Here is a 17,581-nt window from a genome sequence, read left to right as displayed (position 1 = left end):
GGCGCAAGTGTAGGCGGTGGTAGCCGGTGCGGAGGTGCCTTGAGCGGATGTTCTCCTCGCCAACCGCCGGCCCGCACCTACGATGGCCCCGTGACCAGACCCGCGACGGGCGACCCGTTGGACGGCGCGTTGCTGGAGGGCCGCTACCTGGTCGAGGGCAAGATCGCCAGCGGCGGCACCTCGACGGTCTACCGCGGCATCGATGTCCGGCTGGACCGTCCGGTCGCACTGAAGGTGATGGATTCGCGGTATGCCGGCGACAGCCAGTTCCTGCACCGGTTTCAGCTCGAGGCACGCACGGTAGCCCGGCTGAAGAACCCGGGACTGGTCGCCGTCTATGACCAGGGCCTGGACGCGCGGCACCCGTTTCTGGTGATGGAGCTGATCGAGGGCGGCACCCTGCGCGAGTTGCTGGCCGAACGCGGCCCGATGCCACCCCATGCGGTGGTGGCGGTGCTGCGGCCGGTGCTGGGCGGGCTGGCCGCCGCGCACCGCGCCGGGCTGGTGCATCGCGACGTCAAGCCCGAGAACGTGCTGATCTCCGACGAGGGCGACGTCAAAATCGCCGATTTCGGGCTGGTGCGTGCAGTCGCGGCGGCCGGCATCACCTCGACCAGCGTCATCTTGGGCACCGCGGCCTACCTGTCGCCCGAACAGGTGCGCGACGGCAATGCCGGCCCGCGCAGCGACGTCTACTCCGCCGGGATCCTCACCTACGAGCTGCTGACCGGCGGTGTGCCGTTCACCGGCGACTCCCCGCTGTCGATCGCCTACCAGCGACTGGACCACGACGTCCCGCGTCCCGGCAGCGTGATCGAAGGCGTGCCCACGCAGTTCGACGACTTCGTGGCGTGCGCGACCGCGCGCGACCCGGCCGAGCGCTACGCCGACGCGATCGAGATGCTCGCCGACGTGGAGGCGATCGCCGAGGAGTTGGACCTGCCCGACTTCCGGGTGCCGGCACCGCGCAATTCCGCCCAGCACCGCTCGGCGGCGCTGCACCACAGCCGGCGCAGTGAACAGCCGCCCCCGGCGCCGCCTGCGCCGGCTCCGATCCGGCAGCCCACCCGTCAGCTGACGCGCGGACCCGCCGACTGGTCGGAGCCGCAACCCCGCGCCGAGGCCGACGCCGAACCCGAGGACGATTACGAAAACCAGCCCGTCACAGGCGAATTCGCCGGCATCGCGTTGAGCGAATTCGCGGTGGCACGTCAAAACAGCCGCCGTATGGTGCTGATCTGGGTGGCGCTGGTGCTGGCGTTGACGGGCCTGGCCGCGACGGCCGGATGGACGCTGGGCAGCAACCTGAGCGGCCTGCTGTGACCGGAGACGCGCGACCCACGGCTACTGGATACCTTTTCAATATCGGTTGAAATGATATGGTTCGCCCGTGTCCTCACCTGGGGAAATGACGAAGCGACGCGGCCGGCGCCAAGGTGAGCCGGTGTCGCGCGACACGGTCTTACGCGCGGCAAAGCGCCAGTTCGCGATCAACGGCTATGACAGGACGACCCTGCGAGCGATTGCCGACGACGCGGGAGTCGATCCGTCGATGGTCCTCTATCTGTTCGGCTCGAAGGCGGAGTTGTTTCGCGAGTCGATGAAGTTGGTGCTGCCGTCCGATCTGCTGACAAGCGTGCTCGCCGAGAAAGACGACGACTTGGGCTACCGCGTGCTACGGGCCTACCTGAGTATCTGGGAACAGCCCGATAGCGCCGCGAGCATGGCCTCGATCGTGCAGTCGGCGACGTCCAACAGCGATGCCAACGAAGCATTTCGCGGTTTCCTGCACGACTACCTGATGACCGCGGTGTCCGGCGCCATGGGCGGTGGCGACGAGACACGGCTGCGCGCGATGCTGGCCGCGACCAACCTCGTCGGCACCGCGATGCTGCGCTACATCATGCGCGTGCCGCCGCTGTCGTCGCTCGGGGTTGACGACGTGGTCCGGTTGTTGGGGCCGGTGGTGCACCGGTTCTTAACCGCCCCCGCCGATGAGCTGGGGCTGGACCTGCCATCGCAACAGCCGGCCAAGGCGCCGCGAAAGAAGGGGAAGCCGCGCGCGGCCACCCCGGCTACTCCGCGATCGCCTCGATGATGCTGAGCGGCGACACGGTCTCGACAACCCTGTTCAGCCGGAAACCGGCCTGATCGAATAGCCGGGCGTACTCGGCCGCGGTGCGTTCGCGCGCGCCGGCGACGACCAGCATCTCGATATCCACCCACTTGCCATGGAAGTCGCGGTGGTGGTCGGGAATGACGAACTCGCAGAGCAACAGTCGCGCGCCGGTGCGGGCCGCGGCACGGACGTTCTTCAGGATGCGTACCGCGTCTTCCTCGGCCCAGTCGTGGATGACGCTCTTGAGCACGTACGCGTCGGCGCCTTCCGGCACCGAATCGAAGAACGACCCCTCCTCGATCCGGACGCGGTCGTCGACTCCGTACTTGCGGAACAACGCCGGTGCGCCCGCCACGACCTCGGGAAGGTCGAACAGCACGCCGCGCGAATTCGGAGCAGCTTGGAGAATCGCCGCCAACAGCCGGCCGTGTCCGCCGCCGACATCGACGATCGTGCCGAAGGCACTGAAGTTGTAGGCCGCGGTCAGGGGCACGATCGCGAACTCGGACAGATTGGTCATGGCCGAGTTGAAGGTCTCTGCCAGCTCCGCCTCGTCGGCCAGGTATTCGAAAATCGGTTTTCCGCGAAGCTCGGGAACCACCGGCTGCCCGGTCCGGATCGCATCGGTCAGGTGGCTCCAATGCTCCCGATGCTGCGGCGACCCGACCCACCGCGCCATCCCCGCCATCGACACGGGCGCGTCGGTGCGCAGTGTTTCCGCCAGCGGAGTGAGTGCGTAACGCCCGTCGCGGCGCTGACGGAAAATGCCGATGCCGATCAGCGCCCGCAGGAGTCTGCGCACAGCGTCGGGGTCGGCGCCGACGCGGTTTGCCAGTTCCTCGGCGGACAGCGGGCCACCGGCCAAGGCGTCCGCCACGCCAAGATCGGCCGCCGACGCGATCGACTGAGCGACCCACGCGTTCAGAATCAATTCCATCATCACCGCCGCATGCGGAGCGGAACGTTGGCGCAGCCGCGACAGATGGTGGCGGGCCCGCTCAACGACTCGGGCAACCTGGGCCGGCGGAACCTTAGACGTCACGTGACTACCTTCCCTTTCACTTCCGCCACGATGACCAATCCCGTGGCCGAGTTCTCTGGTGGGCTCGGACAGCGGCGACAGTGCCGCGATGCCGGCGCTCGGCAGGCGTCTGCACCGCGGACCGAGCGCCAACGCGCCCAAAGGTACTTGTTCACCGCAACGCCCAGACGGACCCGTCCGCGTAGCACTATGCCCGCAAACTTTTCTTATTTCAATGGCTATTGAAAAAAAGGGGCGTTTGAGCTACCGTCCTTCCAGGAAGTCAGATGAACGGAGTCGTCATGTCAGGTCTAGCCACAAAGATCGTCGTCGCGGCGGTGCTCGCGTTCACCGCCGTCGCCGCGACCGGATGCGTTCCCACCGCGGCCAGTGTTGAACCGCCACTCGGGGTTGCAGCCGGGTAATCTGCTCCGCACCGAATACCTAAGCGGCACTTCGCAATACAGGAATAACACTCCCTTGACGGCTGCCCGCCCCTACCCCGGGCGGGGTGTACACCTCAATCGATCGAGCGTTCACCTACCGGGTGTCACCCGGTAGGTGAACGCGTCTTGCTCGCGGAGCACTTCGCGTCCGGTGTGACCGTCGACAGTCGACCGAGGTATCCGTTGGCCCGCGATCTTGAGCGTGCGGCATCGGTGAGTTTGAGCAAATGATCTTGACCGACCTACCTCAACCGGCAACCGCTTGCGCCCATTCCAGCAGCCCATCCACATTGAGCTGCGGCTGAATGGCCGCGGTGCCCGCCAGGCCCGGCGCGGCGAGCCCGCCCAACGGGGCGGCCCCCACTGCGCCCGACGAGCTGGGGACGACGGGGCTGACGGAGGCGATGGTGACCGTGCCGAACGCGTTGGTGATGGACGCACCCGCGGGGCCGGCGATTGCGGTGGCGGTGTTCGCGAAGGTCTGGATGGCGGTCTGCTCCACGCCGACACCGGGGAGGGTGGCGGAGCCGTTGATCAGGGTGACCAGAACCTCCTGAAAAGACCCGGGAGTCAGGACGACTGGGTCGGCTCCGGCACTGAAGTCAACGCCCGCGGGGACCAGAACGCCGTCCGCGGAGCAGTCGATGATCGTGTGAATTGTGCTGCCGGGGTTCATAATTACCGAGCCGTAGGTGATGAGGTTGGTGCCGGGGCCGGTGACTGTGATCTCGCCACTGTTGATCAACACGCCCGTGTCAGTGCCGACGTTGATCGTGCCGCCCGGCGACACGGTCACTGTCTGGCCCGGGGCGACGGGCCCGGTGGTGTCGGCCGTGGTGGAGCTCAGTGTGTGCATCGTGGCATTGCTGGTGGCCAGCTGCTGTGTGGCGTTGCCGGTCGCCTGCCCCACTGTCTGGGCCTGGGCGCCCTGGCCTGCCGGGTTGGTGGTCTGGGGCGGGTCGTCGAACGAGGTCAGGGTGCTGGCGATTTCGGAGTCGGCCGCATACCCGTACATAGCGGTGGCGTCCTGAACCCACATCTGCATGTATTGGGCTTCGGTGGCCGCGATCGCCGGGGTGTTCTGCCCGAAAAAATTGGTGGCGATCAACGCCATCAACTGCGCCCGGTTGGCCGCGATCACCGGCGGCGGCACCGTCATCGCAAACGCCGCCTCGTAAGCCGCCGCCGCCGCGCAGGCCTGCGCCGCGGTCTGCGCGGCCTGTGCCGCGGCAGTGGACAACCACTCCACATACGGCGTGGCCGCGGCGCTCATCAGCAGCGACGAGGGGCCCGACCACGCCTGGCCGGTCAATCCGGCCAGCTCGGCCGCATAGCCACTGGCGGTCGACTCCAGCTGCGCGGCCAACGCGTCCCAACCCGCCGCGGCAGCCAGCAACGGCCCCGACCCGGGGCCGGCGTACATGAGCCCGGAATTGACCTCCGGAGGTAGCAACGCGAAGTCCATGTGGTCAGGCCTCCCGAGCGCGCACGGTTATTTCAATAGTCATTGAATTTTTTTCAACGGCCATAGAATAACTGCGCTCGTGGCCGGGCGCCAGCAAAACGACGTAAACGCTGGGTGACAGCAAGGGCCGGCCGACGCGACGTCACGGTCGCGACACGAATCTTAAAGTAACCTCAGGAATCTCTTATTTTTCTTAATTTTCGTGTAGCGTATCGCTGCATGGGTTCGACAATGCTCAGCATTCACTCGCCGCACCGGCTCGGCGAACACGCGGTCGTACTGGGCGCCGGAATGGCGGGTTTACTTGCGGCGCGCGTACTTTCGGAGTTCTACGACTCGGTCAGCGTGATCGAAAGGGACAGGTTGCCGGACTACCCCTGCCACCGCAGGGGCATCCCCCAGGGCCGCCATGTGCATAACTTCCACAGCCGTGGCCTGCAGGTGCTGGACGAATTGTTTCCCGGACTATTAGAGGACCTCGCCCGAGCCGGGGCGGTAGTCGTCGACGACGGCGACCTGTCGAATTTCTATGTGCGCTTCGGGCGCTATGAGTTCAAGCGATCCGGCAGATTCGCCGATCCGGACGCGCTGGCCCTCTACCTGGCGAGCCGGCCGTTCGTGGAGTTTCATCTGCGCCGACGCGTCAAGGCCTTACCCAACGTCACGTTTCTCGACGGACACGACGTCGCCGAACTGGTCAACACCTCAGACATCGTCAATGGGGTGCGAATCATCAGACGCTACAACGGTTTTGTCACGACGCTGGACGCCGATCTGGTAGTGGACGCGATGGGCCGGGCCGCGCGCACCCCGGCGTTTCTAGAACGGCTGGGTTTCCCACGTCCCACCGAGGACCGGGAAGTGTCCAGGCTTGGCTACTCGAGCCAACACATAAGTGTCCCTGAGGGATCCATCGCCCAGCGGCTGGTGCTGTTCATTCCGGGTGACGGCAAGCCCGGTGGCCTGTTGCTGGCGTGCGAGCACGACACCTGGATGCTGGCGATCGGCCAGCACACCGACTCCGCAGAGCTGCCAACCGATTTCGCAGAGCTGCTCGAGTTGGCCACGCCCTCGCTGCCCCCGGCCATCGTCGAGGGTCTGCGCCAGGCGCACCCCATCGGGGAGGCCGTCACCTATCGCCACACCGCCGCCCTCTGGCGGCGCTACGACCAGATGCCCAGCTTCCCTTCGGGTCTGCTGGTGATCGGCGACGCGCTCTGCAGCCTCGACCCGACCCACGGTCAGGGCATGACGATTGCCGCGCTGGAAGCGCTGACCCTGCGCGAGTGCCTGAGCTCCGGCGGCAATACGGCCCTTGCGCAACGCTATTTTCGCGCCACGGCGCGCTACATCGGAGCGACCTGGGTCGCCAATCAGGCCCGGTCGCGAGTCCCTTCCCCGACTCGCGACCGAAAATCCGCCAGAACACGGCTGCGGGGCTGGCTATCCAACGCGGCACTGAACGCCGCTGCCCATGACGTCGTGCTGACCGAACGCTTCTTTCGCGTTTCGAACTTCGTCGACCCGCCGTCACGGCTGCGGGATCCCGCCCTGCTGCCCCGCATCATGTGGGGCAACGTGCGGGCGCGATTTTCCCGGAGAAAAAATCGTGCGGCCACGGCTTCGGTTGTGCCGCAACGGGAGCGAGCCGCCGCGCGAAGCTAGTCGCGCAGCATCTCGGCGACCAGGAACGCCAGCTCCAGCGACTGCTGAGTGTTCAGCCGCGGGTCGCATGCCGTTTCGTAACGGCCGCCCAGGTCGTGGTCCGAAATGTCTTGTGCCCCACCCAAACACTCGGTGACGTCCTCGCCGGTGATCTCGACGTGGATGCCGCCGGGATGGGTGCCCAGCGCGCGGTGCACCTCGAAGAAGCCCTGCACCTCGTCGACGATGCGGTCGAAGTGACGGGTCTTGTATCCGGTGGACGATTCATGGGTGTTGCCGTGCATCGGGTCGCACTGCCAGATCACCTGGTGACCGGTGGCCTGCACCTTCTCGATGATCGGCGGCAACAGGTCGCGGACCTTGTTGTTGCCCATCCGGCTGACCAGCGTGAGCCGGCCCGGCTTGTTGTGCGGGTCGAGGCGCTCGACGTACTCCATCGCCAGCTCGGGCGTCATCGTCGGGCCCAGCTTGACGCCGATCGGGTTCGCGATCACCTCCGCGAACGCGATATGCGCGCCGTCGAGCTGGCGGGTCCGCTCCCCGATCCACACCGTGTGCGCCGACAAGTCGTAGAGCTGCGGGTCGCCGTCTTCACTTTCCGACAGCCGCAGCATCGCGCGCTCGTAGTCGAGCACCAGCGCCTCGTGGCTGGCGTAGATCTCGGCGGTTTGCAGATTGCGGTCGGCCACGCCGCACGCGCTCATGAAGCTCAACGCGCGGTCGATTTCGGCCGCCAACGCCTCGTACCGGGCGCCCGCCGGCGAGGTGCGGACGAACTCCCGGTTCCAGTCGTGGACCCCGTGCAGCGAAGCCAGCCCCGACGACGTCAGCGCCCGCATCAGGTTCATCGCGGCGCTGGCGTTGGCGTAGGCACGGATCAGCCGCGACGGGTCATGCTCGCGCGCAGCGCCGTCCGGGGCGAAGCCGTTGATCATGTCGCCGCGGTAGGACTTCAGTCCCAGCGCGTCGATATCGGCCGACCGGGGCTTGGCGTACTGACCCGCGATGCGAGCCACCTTGACCACCGGCAGACTGGCGCCGTAGGTCAGCACCACCGCCATCTGCAGCAGGGTGCGCACGTTGCCGCGGATGTGCGGCTCGGTGTTGTCGACGAACGTCTCGGCGCAGTCGCCGCCCTGCAGGAGGAAGGCTTCACCCTTGGCGACCTGGGCGAGTTGGTCTTGCAGCCGCGCGACTTCGGACGGCACCGTTACGGGCGGAACGCTTTCCAGAACCGTGCGCATCGCGGCGGCCTGCTCGTCGGGCCACGACGGTTGCTGCGCGGCAGGCTTAGCCAGGGCAGCGTCCAGCCGCGTCCGCAGGTCAGCGGGCAGCGGCGGCAGCGCCGGCAGCTGGTCGATCGGTACGTCGACGGTCCAGTTCATCGGTCCATGATATCTGTGGCCAGCCAGGGCCAAGGCCATTCGTCAGTCGGGCTGGGGCTGCTTAGCAGAACGCTTTACGCGCCCACATCGTCGCCGGACACTATCAGCCGAAACCGGCGCATCTGATCGCGGGCGTCCACCAGCGCATCGTGGACGTCGCGGTGTCGCGGGGGTAGCCGCGGCGATCCCCGGTCCTCCCACAGTTGGCGCAGCTCCCGGGTGAAGCGCGGGATGGCTTTGGGCAGTCCCGGCATCGGGCCCCACAGCTGGCACAGCGCGACATGGTCGTAGGCCGCCACCCAGGCCCACAGCTCGATCGGTTCGGCGGCCTGGCCGCCGGCAATGCCGAAGAAAGCTTCCAGGTCGTGGCGAATCTGATTGCGCGAGCGCCACAGCTGCGAGGCGGGCGGTGGCAGCTTGGGCAACACGTTGGCACGCACCCAGGCCCCGGCGCGTTCGGGATTGAATTCGGTGGACACGGCGTAGTACTCGCGGCCGTCTTCGGCGACTACTCCGATCGAGACCAGCTCGATGGTGCGGCCGTCCTCGATGAATTCGGTGTCGTAGAAGTACCGCACGTGAGAAAGGCTAGCTGCCGATCAGGATGGGCTCGGTTCCCTCGGGCGGCGGTGCGGCGTGGACGTCGTGGTCGAGCTGAGCGTCGACCAGGCGTTCGTCGGGCAGCCGCGGCGTGCCGGCGATCGCGCACTGCAGCCACAGCTTGGCCCGCACGACGGGCCGGCGCCATTTGCGTTCCCGCTGCAGCGCGCGCCGCATCTTGTCCGGCGCCGTGGTGTATCGCCAGCGCGCCCACGGCGCGTGCGGACGCGACAGCCGGATCGCCCCGATGACCAGCAACACCACGATGAACATGCCGAGCAGCCCGGTCCACACCTTTCCCTTGAGCACCACCACCACCGCCAGCGGCAACGTCATCACCATCGAGGCGAGGACCGCGGCATGCCAGACGAACGAGTCGGTGCCGTGCCAGAACGGAAAGAAGAACGTCAACGGGTGCAGCCCCATGATCAGCAACCCGGCCACCGCCACGGCGGCGAACACCGCGTCCACCGAGCTGCGGCCGTCCTCTTCCCAGTAGACGTCGGACAGGTGCAGGATCAGCGCGTACTCGTCGAGCACCAATGCCGCACCGATACCGAACAATATTGCGGACAACGTGTTTTCGGGCTCCTGCCCGTTGACCGACAGCGCCACCAGCGACACTCCGGAAATCATCACCAGCACCACCCCGAACGTCACGTGGTGGATGTGCACTCCCCCGACGTGGACGTTGCGCGGTTGCCACCATCTGGCCGGGCGCCCGGCAGCGACGCGGTGCCGGATGAAGCGCACGAAAGACCGGGTGACGAAGAAGGTCAAGATGAAGGCGACCAGGCAGCAGAGCAGGGGCAGCCGGCCGCCGTGGACGATGTCGTGCGAGAACCAGTGAGCCACTCTGGGCGCGAACCAGTGGAACACCTTTGCAACCTACGCCCGCATCTCGCAGCGACGCGGGAGCCGCGCTGCGCGACATCGCGACCATCGACACCGATTACGCTGATGTACAACATGAGTAATTCGCAGGCGCCCATTGTGGGCAGCCGACCGGGGCGGGCGTTGTTGTGGGGCTTGTTGTGGCTGCTGGCCGCGGCGGCCCTGGGCTACGCGGCCTGGGGCTTGTTCGCGCACACGCCGTACCGCATCGACATCGACATCTATCAGATGGGCGGCCAGACCTGGCTGGACGGACGTCCGCTGTACCGCGGCGATGTGTTGTTCCACACACCGATCGGGCTGAATTTGCCGTTCACCTACCCGCCGCTGGCCGCGATCGTGTTCTGCCCGTTCGCCTGGTTGCACATGCCGGCGGCCAGCGTCGCGATCACGGTGTTGACCCTGGTGCTGCTGATCGTGTCGACGGTCATCGTGCTGACCCGCCTCGACGTGTGGAACACCTCGACGCTGGTGCCCGGGCCGGCCTGGCTGCGCCGCTGGTGGCTGGCCGTCGTGGTGGTGGCGCCGGCCTCGATCTGGCTGGAGCCCATCGCCTCGAACTTCGCGTTCGGCCAGATCAACGTCGTGCTGATGACGCTGGTCATCGCCGACTGCGTGCCGCGCCGCACGCCCTGGCCGCGCGGGCTGCTGCTGGGGCTGGGCATGGCGCTCAAACTCACCCCCGCGGTGTTCCTGCTGTATTTCCTGGTGCGCCGCGACTTCCGCGCCGCACTGACGGCCATGACGTCGTTCGCGATCTGGACGCTCGTCGGGTTCATCCTGGCCTGGGACGACTCCTGGGAGTACTGGACGCACACCGTGCACCACACCGACCGGATCGGCTCCGCAGCGCTGAACACCGACCAGAACATCGCGGGTGCGCTGGCCCGCATCGGGCTTTCCGAGCACCTGCGTTTCCTGCTCTGGGTGGGCCTGTGCCTGGCCGTGCTGGCCTTGACCACCTGGGCGATGCGGCGGGTGTTACAGGCCGGCGAGACGACGCTCGCGGTCATCTGCGTGGCCCTGTTCGGACTGATGGTGTCGCCGGTGTCGTGGTCACACCACTGGGTATGGGTGCTGCCGACGCTGCTGGTGACCGCGGTCCTGGGCTGGCGGCGCCGCAACATCGCGCTGGCTGTCGTGACGCTGGCCGGAGTGGCGCTGTTGTACATCGACTGGACACCGATCGAGCTGATGCCCAAGCACCATGAGGAGACCGCCAACTGGTGGCGTCAGCTGCTCGGGATGGGCTACGTGTGGTGGGCGCTGGCCGTGCTGGTGACGGTGGGGCTCACGGTCACCGCCCGGGTCGCGGCGCGGGATTCGCAGGGGCGCAGTGCTGCCGGCACCGGCCATGAGCTGCTGCGCGACGCGAACGTCGCGACCTAGCCGACCGCGGTCTCGGGGATCCGCGCGGCCTCGTCGTCCGGCCCCTGACCGTTGGAGCCGTTGCTGCGGTTCTTGACCGTCGCGGCGTAGACGTCGACGTACTCCTGACCGGACAGACCCATCAGCTCGTAGATGACCTCGTCGGCGACGGCCCGCTCGATGAACCGGTTACCGGCCAGACCCTCGAATCGGGAGAAGTCCATCGGCTTGCCGAACCGGACCGTCACCTTGCCGAAGCGCAGCATCGTGGTGCCCGGCGGGTTGACGACGTCGGTGCCGATCATCGCGACCGGAATCACCGGCACCCCGGTCTCCAGCGCCAGCCTGGCCAGCCCGGTCTTGCCCTTGTACAGCCGGCCGTCGGGCGACCGGGTGCCCTCGGGGTACATGCCCATCAACTTGCCCTCGCCCAGCAGGCGCTGGGCGGTGTGCAGTGCGGCCTGTGCAGCGTCGGCGTTGGTGCGGTCGATCGGCACCTGGCCGACGGCGGTGAAAAACCAGCGGCTGAACCAGCCCTTGATTCCGGTGCCGGTGAAATATTCGGACTTCGCCAGGAAGGTGATGCGCCGCCGCACCACCAGCGGCAAAAAGAAGCTGTCCATCACCGCGAGGTGGTTACTGGCCAGGATCGCCGGGCCCGTGCTCGGAACATATTGCAGGCCTTCGACTTTCGGCCGGCCAAGCAATTGCAACAGCGGGCCTAGGAGGATGTACTTGAATAGCCAGTACGCCATGGCCCTCCCTCTCGCCCGAAACCCGCCGGTGTTCTGCGCCAACTGTACCCATCCGCGATCCAGGGGACCACTTCCAAACCCTGAGGATCAGTCTTCGACTGTGACCGGGATGGGCTGATAGCGAGTCCGCACTTCGGCCTCGCCCGCGGTGGTGCCCTCGGCCCCGCCGGGCGGACCGTCCGGAGGCGGTGGCGGTGTTGGTCCGGACGAGCGGTCCAGGTCGTCGACGATCGCGCGGATCACCTCGAGCAGCGCGATGCTGTGATCGGCGATCACGGTCAGCAGCGGGTGCTGCTCGCCGGTCGCCAGCGCGGCCAGCGCGCACACCGGACACCAGATCTGCTGACACTTGCCGGTGCCGACGCCGTTGCCCGCGGTCAGCGCCGCGGCCATGCGCACGGCGGGATCGATTCCGTTCAGAATCGCCTCGGCCAGTTTGCGTAGTTCCGGCGCGATATCGGGGTGCGGCTTGCTCACTTAGGCCACACCTCCGGATCTGGTCGAAAACGAACTGTTAGCTCACCGCCCCGCAGATGCGCGTCGAGCACCGTGCAGCGCCGTAGTACCGACGCCAACCGAACCCGGCGCCGCAACCCGCCGGCGCTGATGATCAGGTCGTCGTCCACCCGGCCCAGGGACAGCGATCCGGGGTCGAGCTGGGGCAACGTTAGCCGCATCCGGTAGATCGACCCAAGTCCCGACCCCGACTCGAGATCCACAATAGGGCGCAACGGCCCTGGTGGGGCGGCTCCACGCCGAAGACGCGCGCTGTCGAGCAACCCACCCAGTGCCTTGGGACCGATCGGCTCACCCGCCAAGTGCGGGGTCATCACGAGCGCCACGTCACCGATCGTGGCATCGAGCTCCTCGAGTACCGCGCGCTGCTCGGAAATCCGCTCGCCGTACCAGTAGAACGCCGGGTGCTCGGGCAGGTTGCGGTATTCGTAGGACTCGTCCTCGACCAGCACCTGGTTGATGATCAGCTCCTCGACGCGTACCCCCATCAGCGACAACGAGCCCAGCGTCCGGACCGCCTCGGCGGCCACCACGCGCTCGGGCGTCAGCACCAGGTGCGCGCTGACCAGATCCCCGTCGGTGAGCAGTGCGCTGAGCCGCTCGACGCTGGAGCTGATGCGTTCGATCAGCTCCACCACCGCGGCCGAGCGCGCGTCTTCGGCGGTGATGGACAGCCGGCGATGGCGCGGCCAGGCGCGCTCGACGTAGAGCCCGAACGTGGCCGGCAGGGTCAGCATGCGCAGCGCGTCCGCGGTCGAGGCGCAGTCGACGACGACGCGATCCCATCGTCTCGACGCCGCGAGTTCGCCGACCGCGTGCAGGCCGAGCACCTCCTGGATGCCCGGCAACGCCGAAAGTTCTTCGGGGGCAATACTGCTCAGCTCGGAGTCGGGGAACCGGCGATCCAGCGCGGTGACCACCTCCTGCCAGCGGGCCTCGAGCAGGGCTAAAGTGTCCAGCGCCAACGCGTCGAGCGATCCGTTGCCCGTCTCGGCGGCTCCCCCAGTTTCCAGGCCGGCAAGCACCCGAACCGGTTCGCCGCGTCCGCTCGGCGGGACGGGGATGCCGAGCACGTCGCCCAGCGAGTGCGCCTGGTCGGTTGAGACCACCAGCACGCGCTGCCCTTCGATCGCGTCACAGACCGCGGTGGCAGCAGCGAGGGTGGATTTTCCTACCCCGCCCTTCCCAACGAAGAGGCTGATCCGGGCGCCGGTAACGGGAGGGGTGGGTGAAACGGACTCACTCAGCCTCGACTCGTTTCTTCAGATCCTTTAATGCGGTGTCGGTCAGCCTGCGCTCGGCTTTGCGCTTGAGCAACCCGATCATCGGGATAGCCAGATCGACCGAGAGTTCGTAGGTGACATCTGTTCCAGAATCCTTGGCCGCCAACCGATATGACCCTTCAAGCGAGCGCAGCAGCGAGCTGGAGACCAGGGTCCAGCTCAGCGACTTGTGGTCGGCCGGCCACTGGTAGGACATCACCATGGTGTCCTTGATGACACCGGCGTCCATCACGAAGCGGACGGTCTTCGGGTAGCCGTCGTCCCCGCGCTCCTGAACCTCGGCTTCCTTGTACTCCGAGATCCAGTCCGGGTACGAATCGATGTCGGCGATCACCTGCAACACCGTGCCGGGGTCTGCCTCGATGTGAATCGTCTGGGTCGTCTTTTCCGCCACCTGGCCGCTACCTTCTCTCCGCGAGGGGGCACCCGCCCGGTCCTGTCCGGTAGTACCCCGCCTTCGGACCGAAACGCTACTCTTCGGGCGAACCTTGACCGGAGTTAAGCTACCGGAGAAACGCCGACCGGTCGTGACCGTTCCACTGTCGCCTTGACCTCGAAAGCCATCTTCTTACCCGCCACCCGACGGCGGTGCGTCATTTTCGCCAAGTTCAGTTTGGCCAGCTGGTGGGCCGCCACGCCAGTGGGTTCGGCATGCACGAAGTAGTGCAGCACCACCCCGTCCAGCGAAGGCTCCAGCCACACCTCCATCGTGCCGGTCAGCGCCCCGGTGACCGCCCAGCGAATTCCCTTTTCGGCCCGGTCCTCGACGACCTGCAACCGCAGATCCGGCCACCACCGTTTCCAGCACGCCCGGTCGCCGATCGCGGCGCCGACCAGTGCACCGTCGGCGGCGACATACGTCTGGTCCGCGATCTGGATGCTGTGCATCGTGTCAGCTTCACATATCAATGTGCGCCACACGTCGCCGAGGGCATGCCGGCGCCGTGGGCGCCCGCGACCGCAATCAGTGACGCCGCCCAACCGACTGCTTGGTTGCTGCGCGAATACCGCGATTAGTCTGAGTTACAGCAAGCCGGCCACCAGTCACCAGACCAATCGGAGTCAAAAGAGTGCGTGAGTACAGCGTTCCTGCCCGCTTCTCCGTCGGCGAGCACGACAACATCGCGGCCATGGTCTTCGAGCACGAGCGCGACGACCCCAGCTTGGTCATCTATCAACGTCAGATCGATGGGGTGTGGACCGACGTCACGTGCGCCGAGGCCGCCCAGCAGATTCGCTCCGCGGCATTGGGCCTGATCTCGCTGGGCGTGGAACCCGGCGACCGGGTGTCGATCTTCTCGGCCACCCGCTACGAGTGGGCGATCCTCGACCTGGCCATCCTGGCGATCGGCGCCGTCACCGTCCCGATCTACGAAACCTCGTCGGCCGAGCAGGTGCGCTGGGTGCTGAAGGACTCCGAAGCCGTGGTGGCGTTCGCCGAAACCGACGCGCACGCCGCGACGGTCACCGAACTCACCGGCGAACTTCCCGCCCTGCGCCGGGTGCTGCACATCGACGGGTCGGGCCCCAAGGCACTCGAACAGCTCGTCGAGGCCGGCGCGTCGGCCGACCCCGAGGAGCTGGTCGCCCGCCAAGCGGCGTTGCGCTCGGAGCATCCCGCGACGCTGATCTACACGTCGGGAACCACCGGACGTCCCAAAGGTTGCCAGCTCACCCATTCCAACCTGCTCTACGAGACACGGGGCGCCAAGGAGTGCCTGCCTACCCTGCTGGACGAGGGGCAACGGCTGCTGATCTTCCTGCCCCTGGCCCATGTGCTGGCCCGCTCGCTGACGCTGTCCGCGTTCGCCAACAAGGTGACCGTCGGCTTCACCAGCGACATCAAGAACCTGTTGCCGATGTTCGCGGTGTTCAAGCCGACGGTCGTGGTCTCGGTGCCGCGGGTGTTCGAGAAGGTCTACAACACGGCCGAGCAGAACGCCGCCAACGACGGCAAGGGACCGATCTTCGCCCGCGCCGTGCAAACCGCGGTCGACTGGAGCGAGGCGCAGGAAAACGGCGGACCCGGGCTGCTGCTGCGCGCCAAGCACGCGCTGTTCGACCGGTTGGTCTACCACAAGCTGCGCGCCGCGCTGGGCGGCGACTGCCACGCGTCGGTGTCCGGCGGCGCGCCGCTGGGCGCCCGGCTGGGGCACTTCTACCGGGGTGTGGGCCTGACCATCCACGAGGGCTACGGCCTGACCGAGACCAGCTCGGCGATCACGGTCAACCAGGTCGGCAGGGTCAAGATCGGGACCGTCGGAACATTGTTGCCGGGCAACAGCATGCGCATCGCCGACGACGGTGAACTGTTGGTGCGCGGCGGCGTGGTGTTCAGCGGCTACTGGCGCAACGAGCAGGCCACCGCCGATGCGTTCGCCGACGGCTGGTTCAAGACCGGCGACCTCGGCGCGCTCGACGAGGACGGCTTCCTGAAGATCACCGGCCGTAAGAAGGAGATCATCGTCACCGCCGGCGGCAAGAACGTCGCGCCCGCCGTGCTGGAAGACCAACTGCGGGCGCACCCGTTGATCAGCCAGGCGATGGTGGTCGGGGACGCCAAACCCTTTGTCGGAGCACTGATCACGATCGACCCGGAGGCCTTCGACGGCTGGAAGCAGCGCAACAGCAAAGGCGAGGGCTCATCCGTCGGCGATCTGGCCACCGATCCGGATCTGGTCGCCGAGATCGACGCCGCGGTCAAACAGGCCAACCTGTCGGTGTCGCATGCCGAGTCGATCCGCAAGTTCCGCATCCTGCCGGTCGACTTCACCGAGGACACCGGCGAGCTGACCCCGACGATGAAGCTCAAGCGCAACGTGGTGGCCGAGAAGTTCGCCTCCGACATCGAGGCGCTCTACGAGAAGGACTAGCGGGCCGTCCCCCGCGAGCGGGCGGTGCCCCCAGCGCGGCCCACATCGTCGGCTCGCAGAAGGTCGGCCAGCCGGGCCGCCAGCGTGTCCCAGCGCCAGTGCGTGGTCACCCAATCGCGTCCGGCCGCGCCCATCAGCGCGGCCCGGTCCGGGTCGGCCAGCAGTTCGGTGACGGCGTCGCCGATCATGCGCACCGAGTTCCCGTCGACGACGAGTCCAGTCTTGTTGTGCTGCACGGCTTCTGGAGCTCCGCCCGAATCGCCGGCGATCACCGGGACGCCGGTCGCCGAGGCCTCCAGGAAAACGATGCCGAGGCCCTCGACGTCCATGCCCGCGCCGCGAGTGCGGCACGGCATCGCGAACACGTCGGCCAGTGCGTAGTGGGCGGGCAGTTCGGCCGAGGGCACCGCGCCGGTGAACCTCACGTGGTCGGCCACGCCGCAGCCCTGCGCCAGCTTGCGCAGCGTGTCCAGGTACGGTCCGCTGCCGACGATCACCAGGGCGGCGCCGTCGACGCGTTGCCGGATCGACGGCAGCGCCTTGATCAGCATGTCCTGGCCCTTGCGCGGGACCAGGCGGGACAGGCACACGACGGTGGGCCGCTCGCCCAGTCCGTAGCGGTTGCGCAGCTCGGTGCGCCCGGCCGGGTCCGGGCGGAACCGGTCGGTGTCGACTCCTGACGGCAGGTATTCCAGCGAGGCCGCGGGCCCGAACGCCGTCGCGAACCGGGACCGGGTGTAGCGGCTGACGAACGTCACCACGTCGGTGTCGTTGCCGATGCGACGCAGCACCGACCGCGCCACCGGAAGCATCGACCACCCCACCTCATGACCGTGCGTGCTGGCCAGCACCCGGGTTGCGCCGGCCTGCCGGGCCCGCGCCGCCAGCAGCGCCAGCGGTGCGGCCGCGCCGAACCACACGGTGTCGATGCCGTGATCGCCGATCAGCCGGCGCATCCGGGCATCGACGGCCGGCCCCGGCAGCATCAGCGTCCCCGGATGGCGCACCACCCGATAGCCGGCCGCTTCGGCGTCGAAGGCGTCCGCGCCCTTCCATTGCGGCGCGTACACCAGCACCGCGTGCGACCCGGTGTTCACCAGCCGGCCGACGAATTCGCGCAGGTAGGACTGGATGCCGCCACGCCGCGGCGGAAAGTCGTTGGTTACCAGCAGAACCCGGCTCACTTGCCTT

At 67.3% G+C, this 17,581-nt stretch carries 17 protein-coding genes; 6 read left to right on the top strand and 11 right to left on the bottom strand.

Annotation, left to right across the window (positions count from 1 at the left end):
• The first annotated feature begins 90 nt into the window (after window positions 1–90).
• Entirely contained in the window at window positions 91–1,323 is a 1,233-nt protein-coding gene (locus AAHS21_RS25035) for a protein kinase (RefSeq protein WP_342930223.1), read from the top strand.
• 85 nt (window positions 1,324–1,408) lie between these two features.
• Window positions 1,409–2,098: a TetR family transcriptional regulator gene (locus AAHS21_RS25030; RefSeq protein WP_342930222.1), complete on the top strand. Its 690-nt coding sequence runs from the start codon at window positions 1,409–1,411 to the stop codon at window positions 2,096–2,098.
• Here AAHS21_RS25030 and AAHS21_RS25025 read toward each other — a convergent pair.
• On the bottom strand, window positions 2,076–3,161 hold the full coding sequence (locus tag AAHS21_RS25025) for a methyltransferase (protein ID WP_342930221.1): 1,086 nt from the start codon (window positions 3,159–3,161) through the stop codon (window positions 2,076–2,078). The two genes, AAHS21_RS25030 and AAHS21_RS25025, sit on opposite strands and share 23 nt — an antisense overlap.
• A gap of 281 nt (window positions 3,162–3,442) precedes the next feature.
• Between AAHS21_RS25025 and AAHS21_RS25020 the strand changes: the two genes are divergently transcribed.
• Window positions 3,443–3,565, top strand: coding sequence for a hypothetical protein (locus AAHS21_RS25020; RefSeq protein WP_279304506.1), 123 nt, complete (start codon window positions 3,443–3,445; stop codon window positions 3,563–3,565).
• Between the two features lie 268 nt (window positions 3,566–3,833).
• Here AAHS21_RS25020 and AAHS21_RS25015 read toward each other — a convergent pair whose 3' ends face one another.
• Window positions 3,834–5,051, bottom strand: a complete 1,218-nt coding sequence (locus tag AAHS21_RS25015; protein WP_342930220.1) for a PPE family protein — start codon at window positions 5,049–5,051, stop codon at window positions 3,834–3,836.
• A 219-nt stretch (window positions 5,052–5,270) separates the two neighbouring features.
• On the opposite strand from AAHS21_RS25015, the gene AAHS21_RS25010 reads away from it, so the two are divergent.
• Complete coding sequence (locus AAHS21_RS25010) at window positions 5,271–6,716, top strand: FAD-dependent monooxygenase (RefSeq protein WP_342930219.1); 1,446 nt, start codon at window positions 5,271–5,273, stop codon at window positions 6,714–6,716.
• Here AAHS21_RS25010 and AAHS21_RS25005 read toward each other — a convergent pair.
• The 3 genes from AAHS21_RS25005 to AAHS21_RS24995 all read right to left on the bottom strand — a co-directional run bounded on the left by AAHS21_RS25005 (window position 6,713) and on the right by AAHS21_RS24995 (window position 9,556).
• Complete coding sequence (locus AAHS21_RS25005) at window positions 6,713–8,101, bottom strand: 3-deoxy-7-phosphoheptulonate synthase class II (protein ID WP_342930218.1); 1,389 nt, start codon at window positions 8,099–8,101, stop codon at window positions 6,713–6,715. The two genes, AAHS21_RS25010 and AAHS21_RS25005, sit on opposite strands and share 4 nt — an antisense overlap.
• A 74-nt stretch (window positions 8,102–8,175) precedes the next feature.
• Entirely contained in the window at window positions 8,176–8,679 is a 504-nt protein-coding gene (locus AAHS21_RS25000; RefSeq protein ID WP_342930217.1) for a polyadenylate-specific 3'-exoribonuclease AS, read from the bottom strand.
• Between the two features lie 10 nt (window positions 8,680–8,689).
• Entirely contained in the window at window positions 8,690–9,556 is an 867-nt protein-coding gene (locus tag AAHS21_RS24995) for a hypothetical protein (protein ID WP_342930259.1), read from the bottom strand.
• A gap of 114 nt (window positions 9,557–9,670) precedes the next feature.
• Here AAHS21_RS24995 and AAHS21_RS24990 point away from each other — a divergent pair, with 114 nt between their 5' ends.
• Window positions 9,671–10,984 (top strand): glycosyltransferase 87 family protein, encoded by a 1,314-nt coding sequence (locus AAHS21_RS24990; RefSeq protein ID WP_342930216.1) that lies wholly within the window; start codon window positions 9,671–9,673, stop codon window positions 10,982–10,984.
• Here the strand turns inward: AAHS21_RS24990 and AAHS21_RS24985 are convergent.
• The 5 genes from AAHS21_RS24985 to AAHS21_RS24965 all read right to left on the bottom strand — a co-directional run bounded on the left by AAHS21_RS24985 (window position 10,981) and on the right by AAHS21_RS24965 (window position 14,405).
• The gene (locus AAHS21_RS24985) at window positions 10,981–11,718 is read right to left on the bottom strand and encodes a lysophospholipid acyltransferase family protein (protein WP_342930215.1); all 738 of its coding nucleotides are present in this window, start codon (window positions 11,716–11,718) and stop codon (window positions 10,981–10,983) included. The genes AAHS21_RS24990 and AAHS21_RS24985 overlap by 4 nt on opposite strands.
• 87 nt (window positions 11,719–11,805) lie before the next feature.
• Complete coding sequence (locus AAHS21_RS24980; protein WP_342930214.1) at window positions 11,806–12,195, bottom strand: hypothetical protein; 390 nt, start codon at window positions 12,193–12,195, stop codon at window positions 11,806–11,808.
• Window positions 12,192–13,481 (bottom strand): ArsA family ATPase, encoded by a 1,290-nt coding sequence (locus tag AAHS21_RS24975; RefSeq protein WP_342930258.1) that lies wholly within the window; start codon window positions 13,479–13,481, stop codon window positions 12,192–12,194. The genes AAHS21_RS24980 and AAHS21_RS24975 overlap by 4 nt, the downstream gene beginning before the upstream one ends.
• Complete coding sequence (locus AAHS21_RS24970) at window positions 13,474–13,911, bottom strand: SRPBCC family protein (RefSeq protein WP_342930213.1); 438 nt, start codon at window positions 13,909–13,911, stop codon at window positions 13,474–13,476. The genes AAHS21_RS24975 and AAHS21_RS24970 overlap by 8 nt, the downstream gene beginning before the upstream one ends.
• 104 nt (window positions 13,912–14,015) lie before the next feature.
• On the bottom strand, window positions 14,016–14,405 hold the full coding sequence (locus tag AAHS21_RS24965; protein WP_342930212.1) for a polyketide cyclase / dehydrase and lipid transport: 390 nt from the start codon (window positions 14,403–14,405) through the stop codon (window positions 14,016–14,018).
• Window positions 14,406–14,587: 182 nt separating this feature from the next.
• Between AAHS21_RS24965 and AAHS21_RS24960 the strand changes: the two genes are divergently transcribed.
• Window positions 14,588–16,390, top strand: coding sequence for a long-chain fatty acid--CoA ligase (locus AAHS21_RS24960; protein WP_342930211.1), 1,803 nt, complete (start codon window positions 14,588–14,590; stop codon window positions 16,388–16,390).
• On the opposite strand, the gene pimB is transcribed toward AAHS21_RS24960, so the two are convergent.
• Window positions 16,387–17,574, bottom strand: a complete 1,188-nt coding sequence (pimB, locus tag AAHS21_RS24955) for a GDP-mannose-dependent alpha-(1-6)-phosphatidylinositol monomannoside mannosyltransferase (protein WP_342930210.1) — start codon at window positions 17,572–17,574, stop codon at window positions 16,387–16,389. The two genes, AAHS21_RS24960 and pimB, sit on opposite strands and share 4 nt — an antisense overlap.
• Between the last annotated feature and the right edge of the window lie 7 nt (window positions 17,575–17,581).

Origin of the sequence: Mycobacterium sp. 050272 (genome assembly GCF_039023525.1) — a bacterium.
In the GTDB taxonomy this organism is placed as follows: Bacteria; Actinomycetota; Actinomycetes; order Mycobacteriales; family Mycobacteriaceae; genus Mycobacterium.
This window is presented reverse-complemented; position numbering and strand designations above follow the sequence as displayed.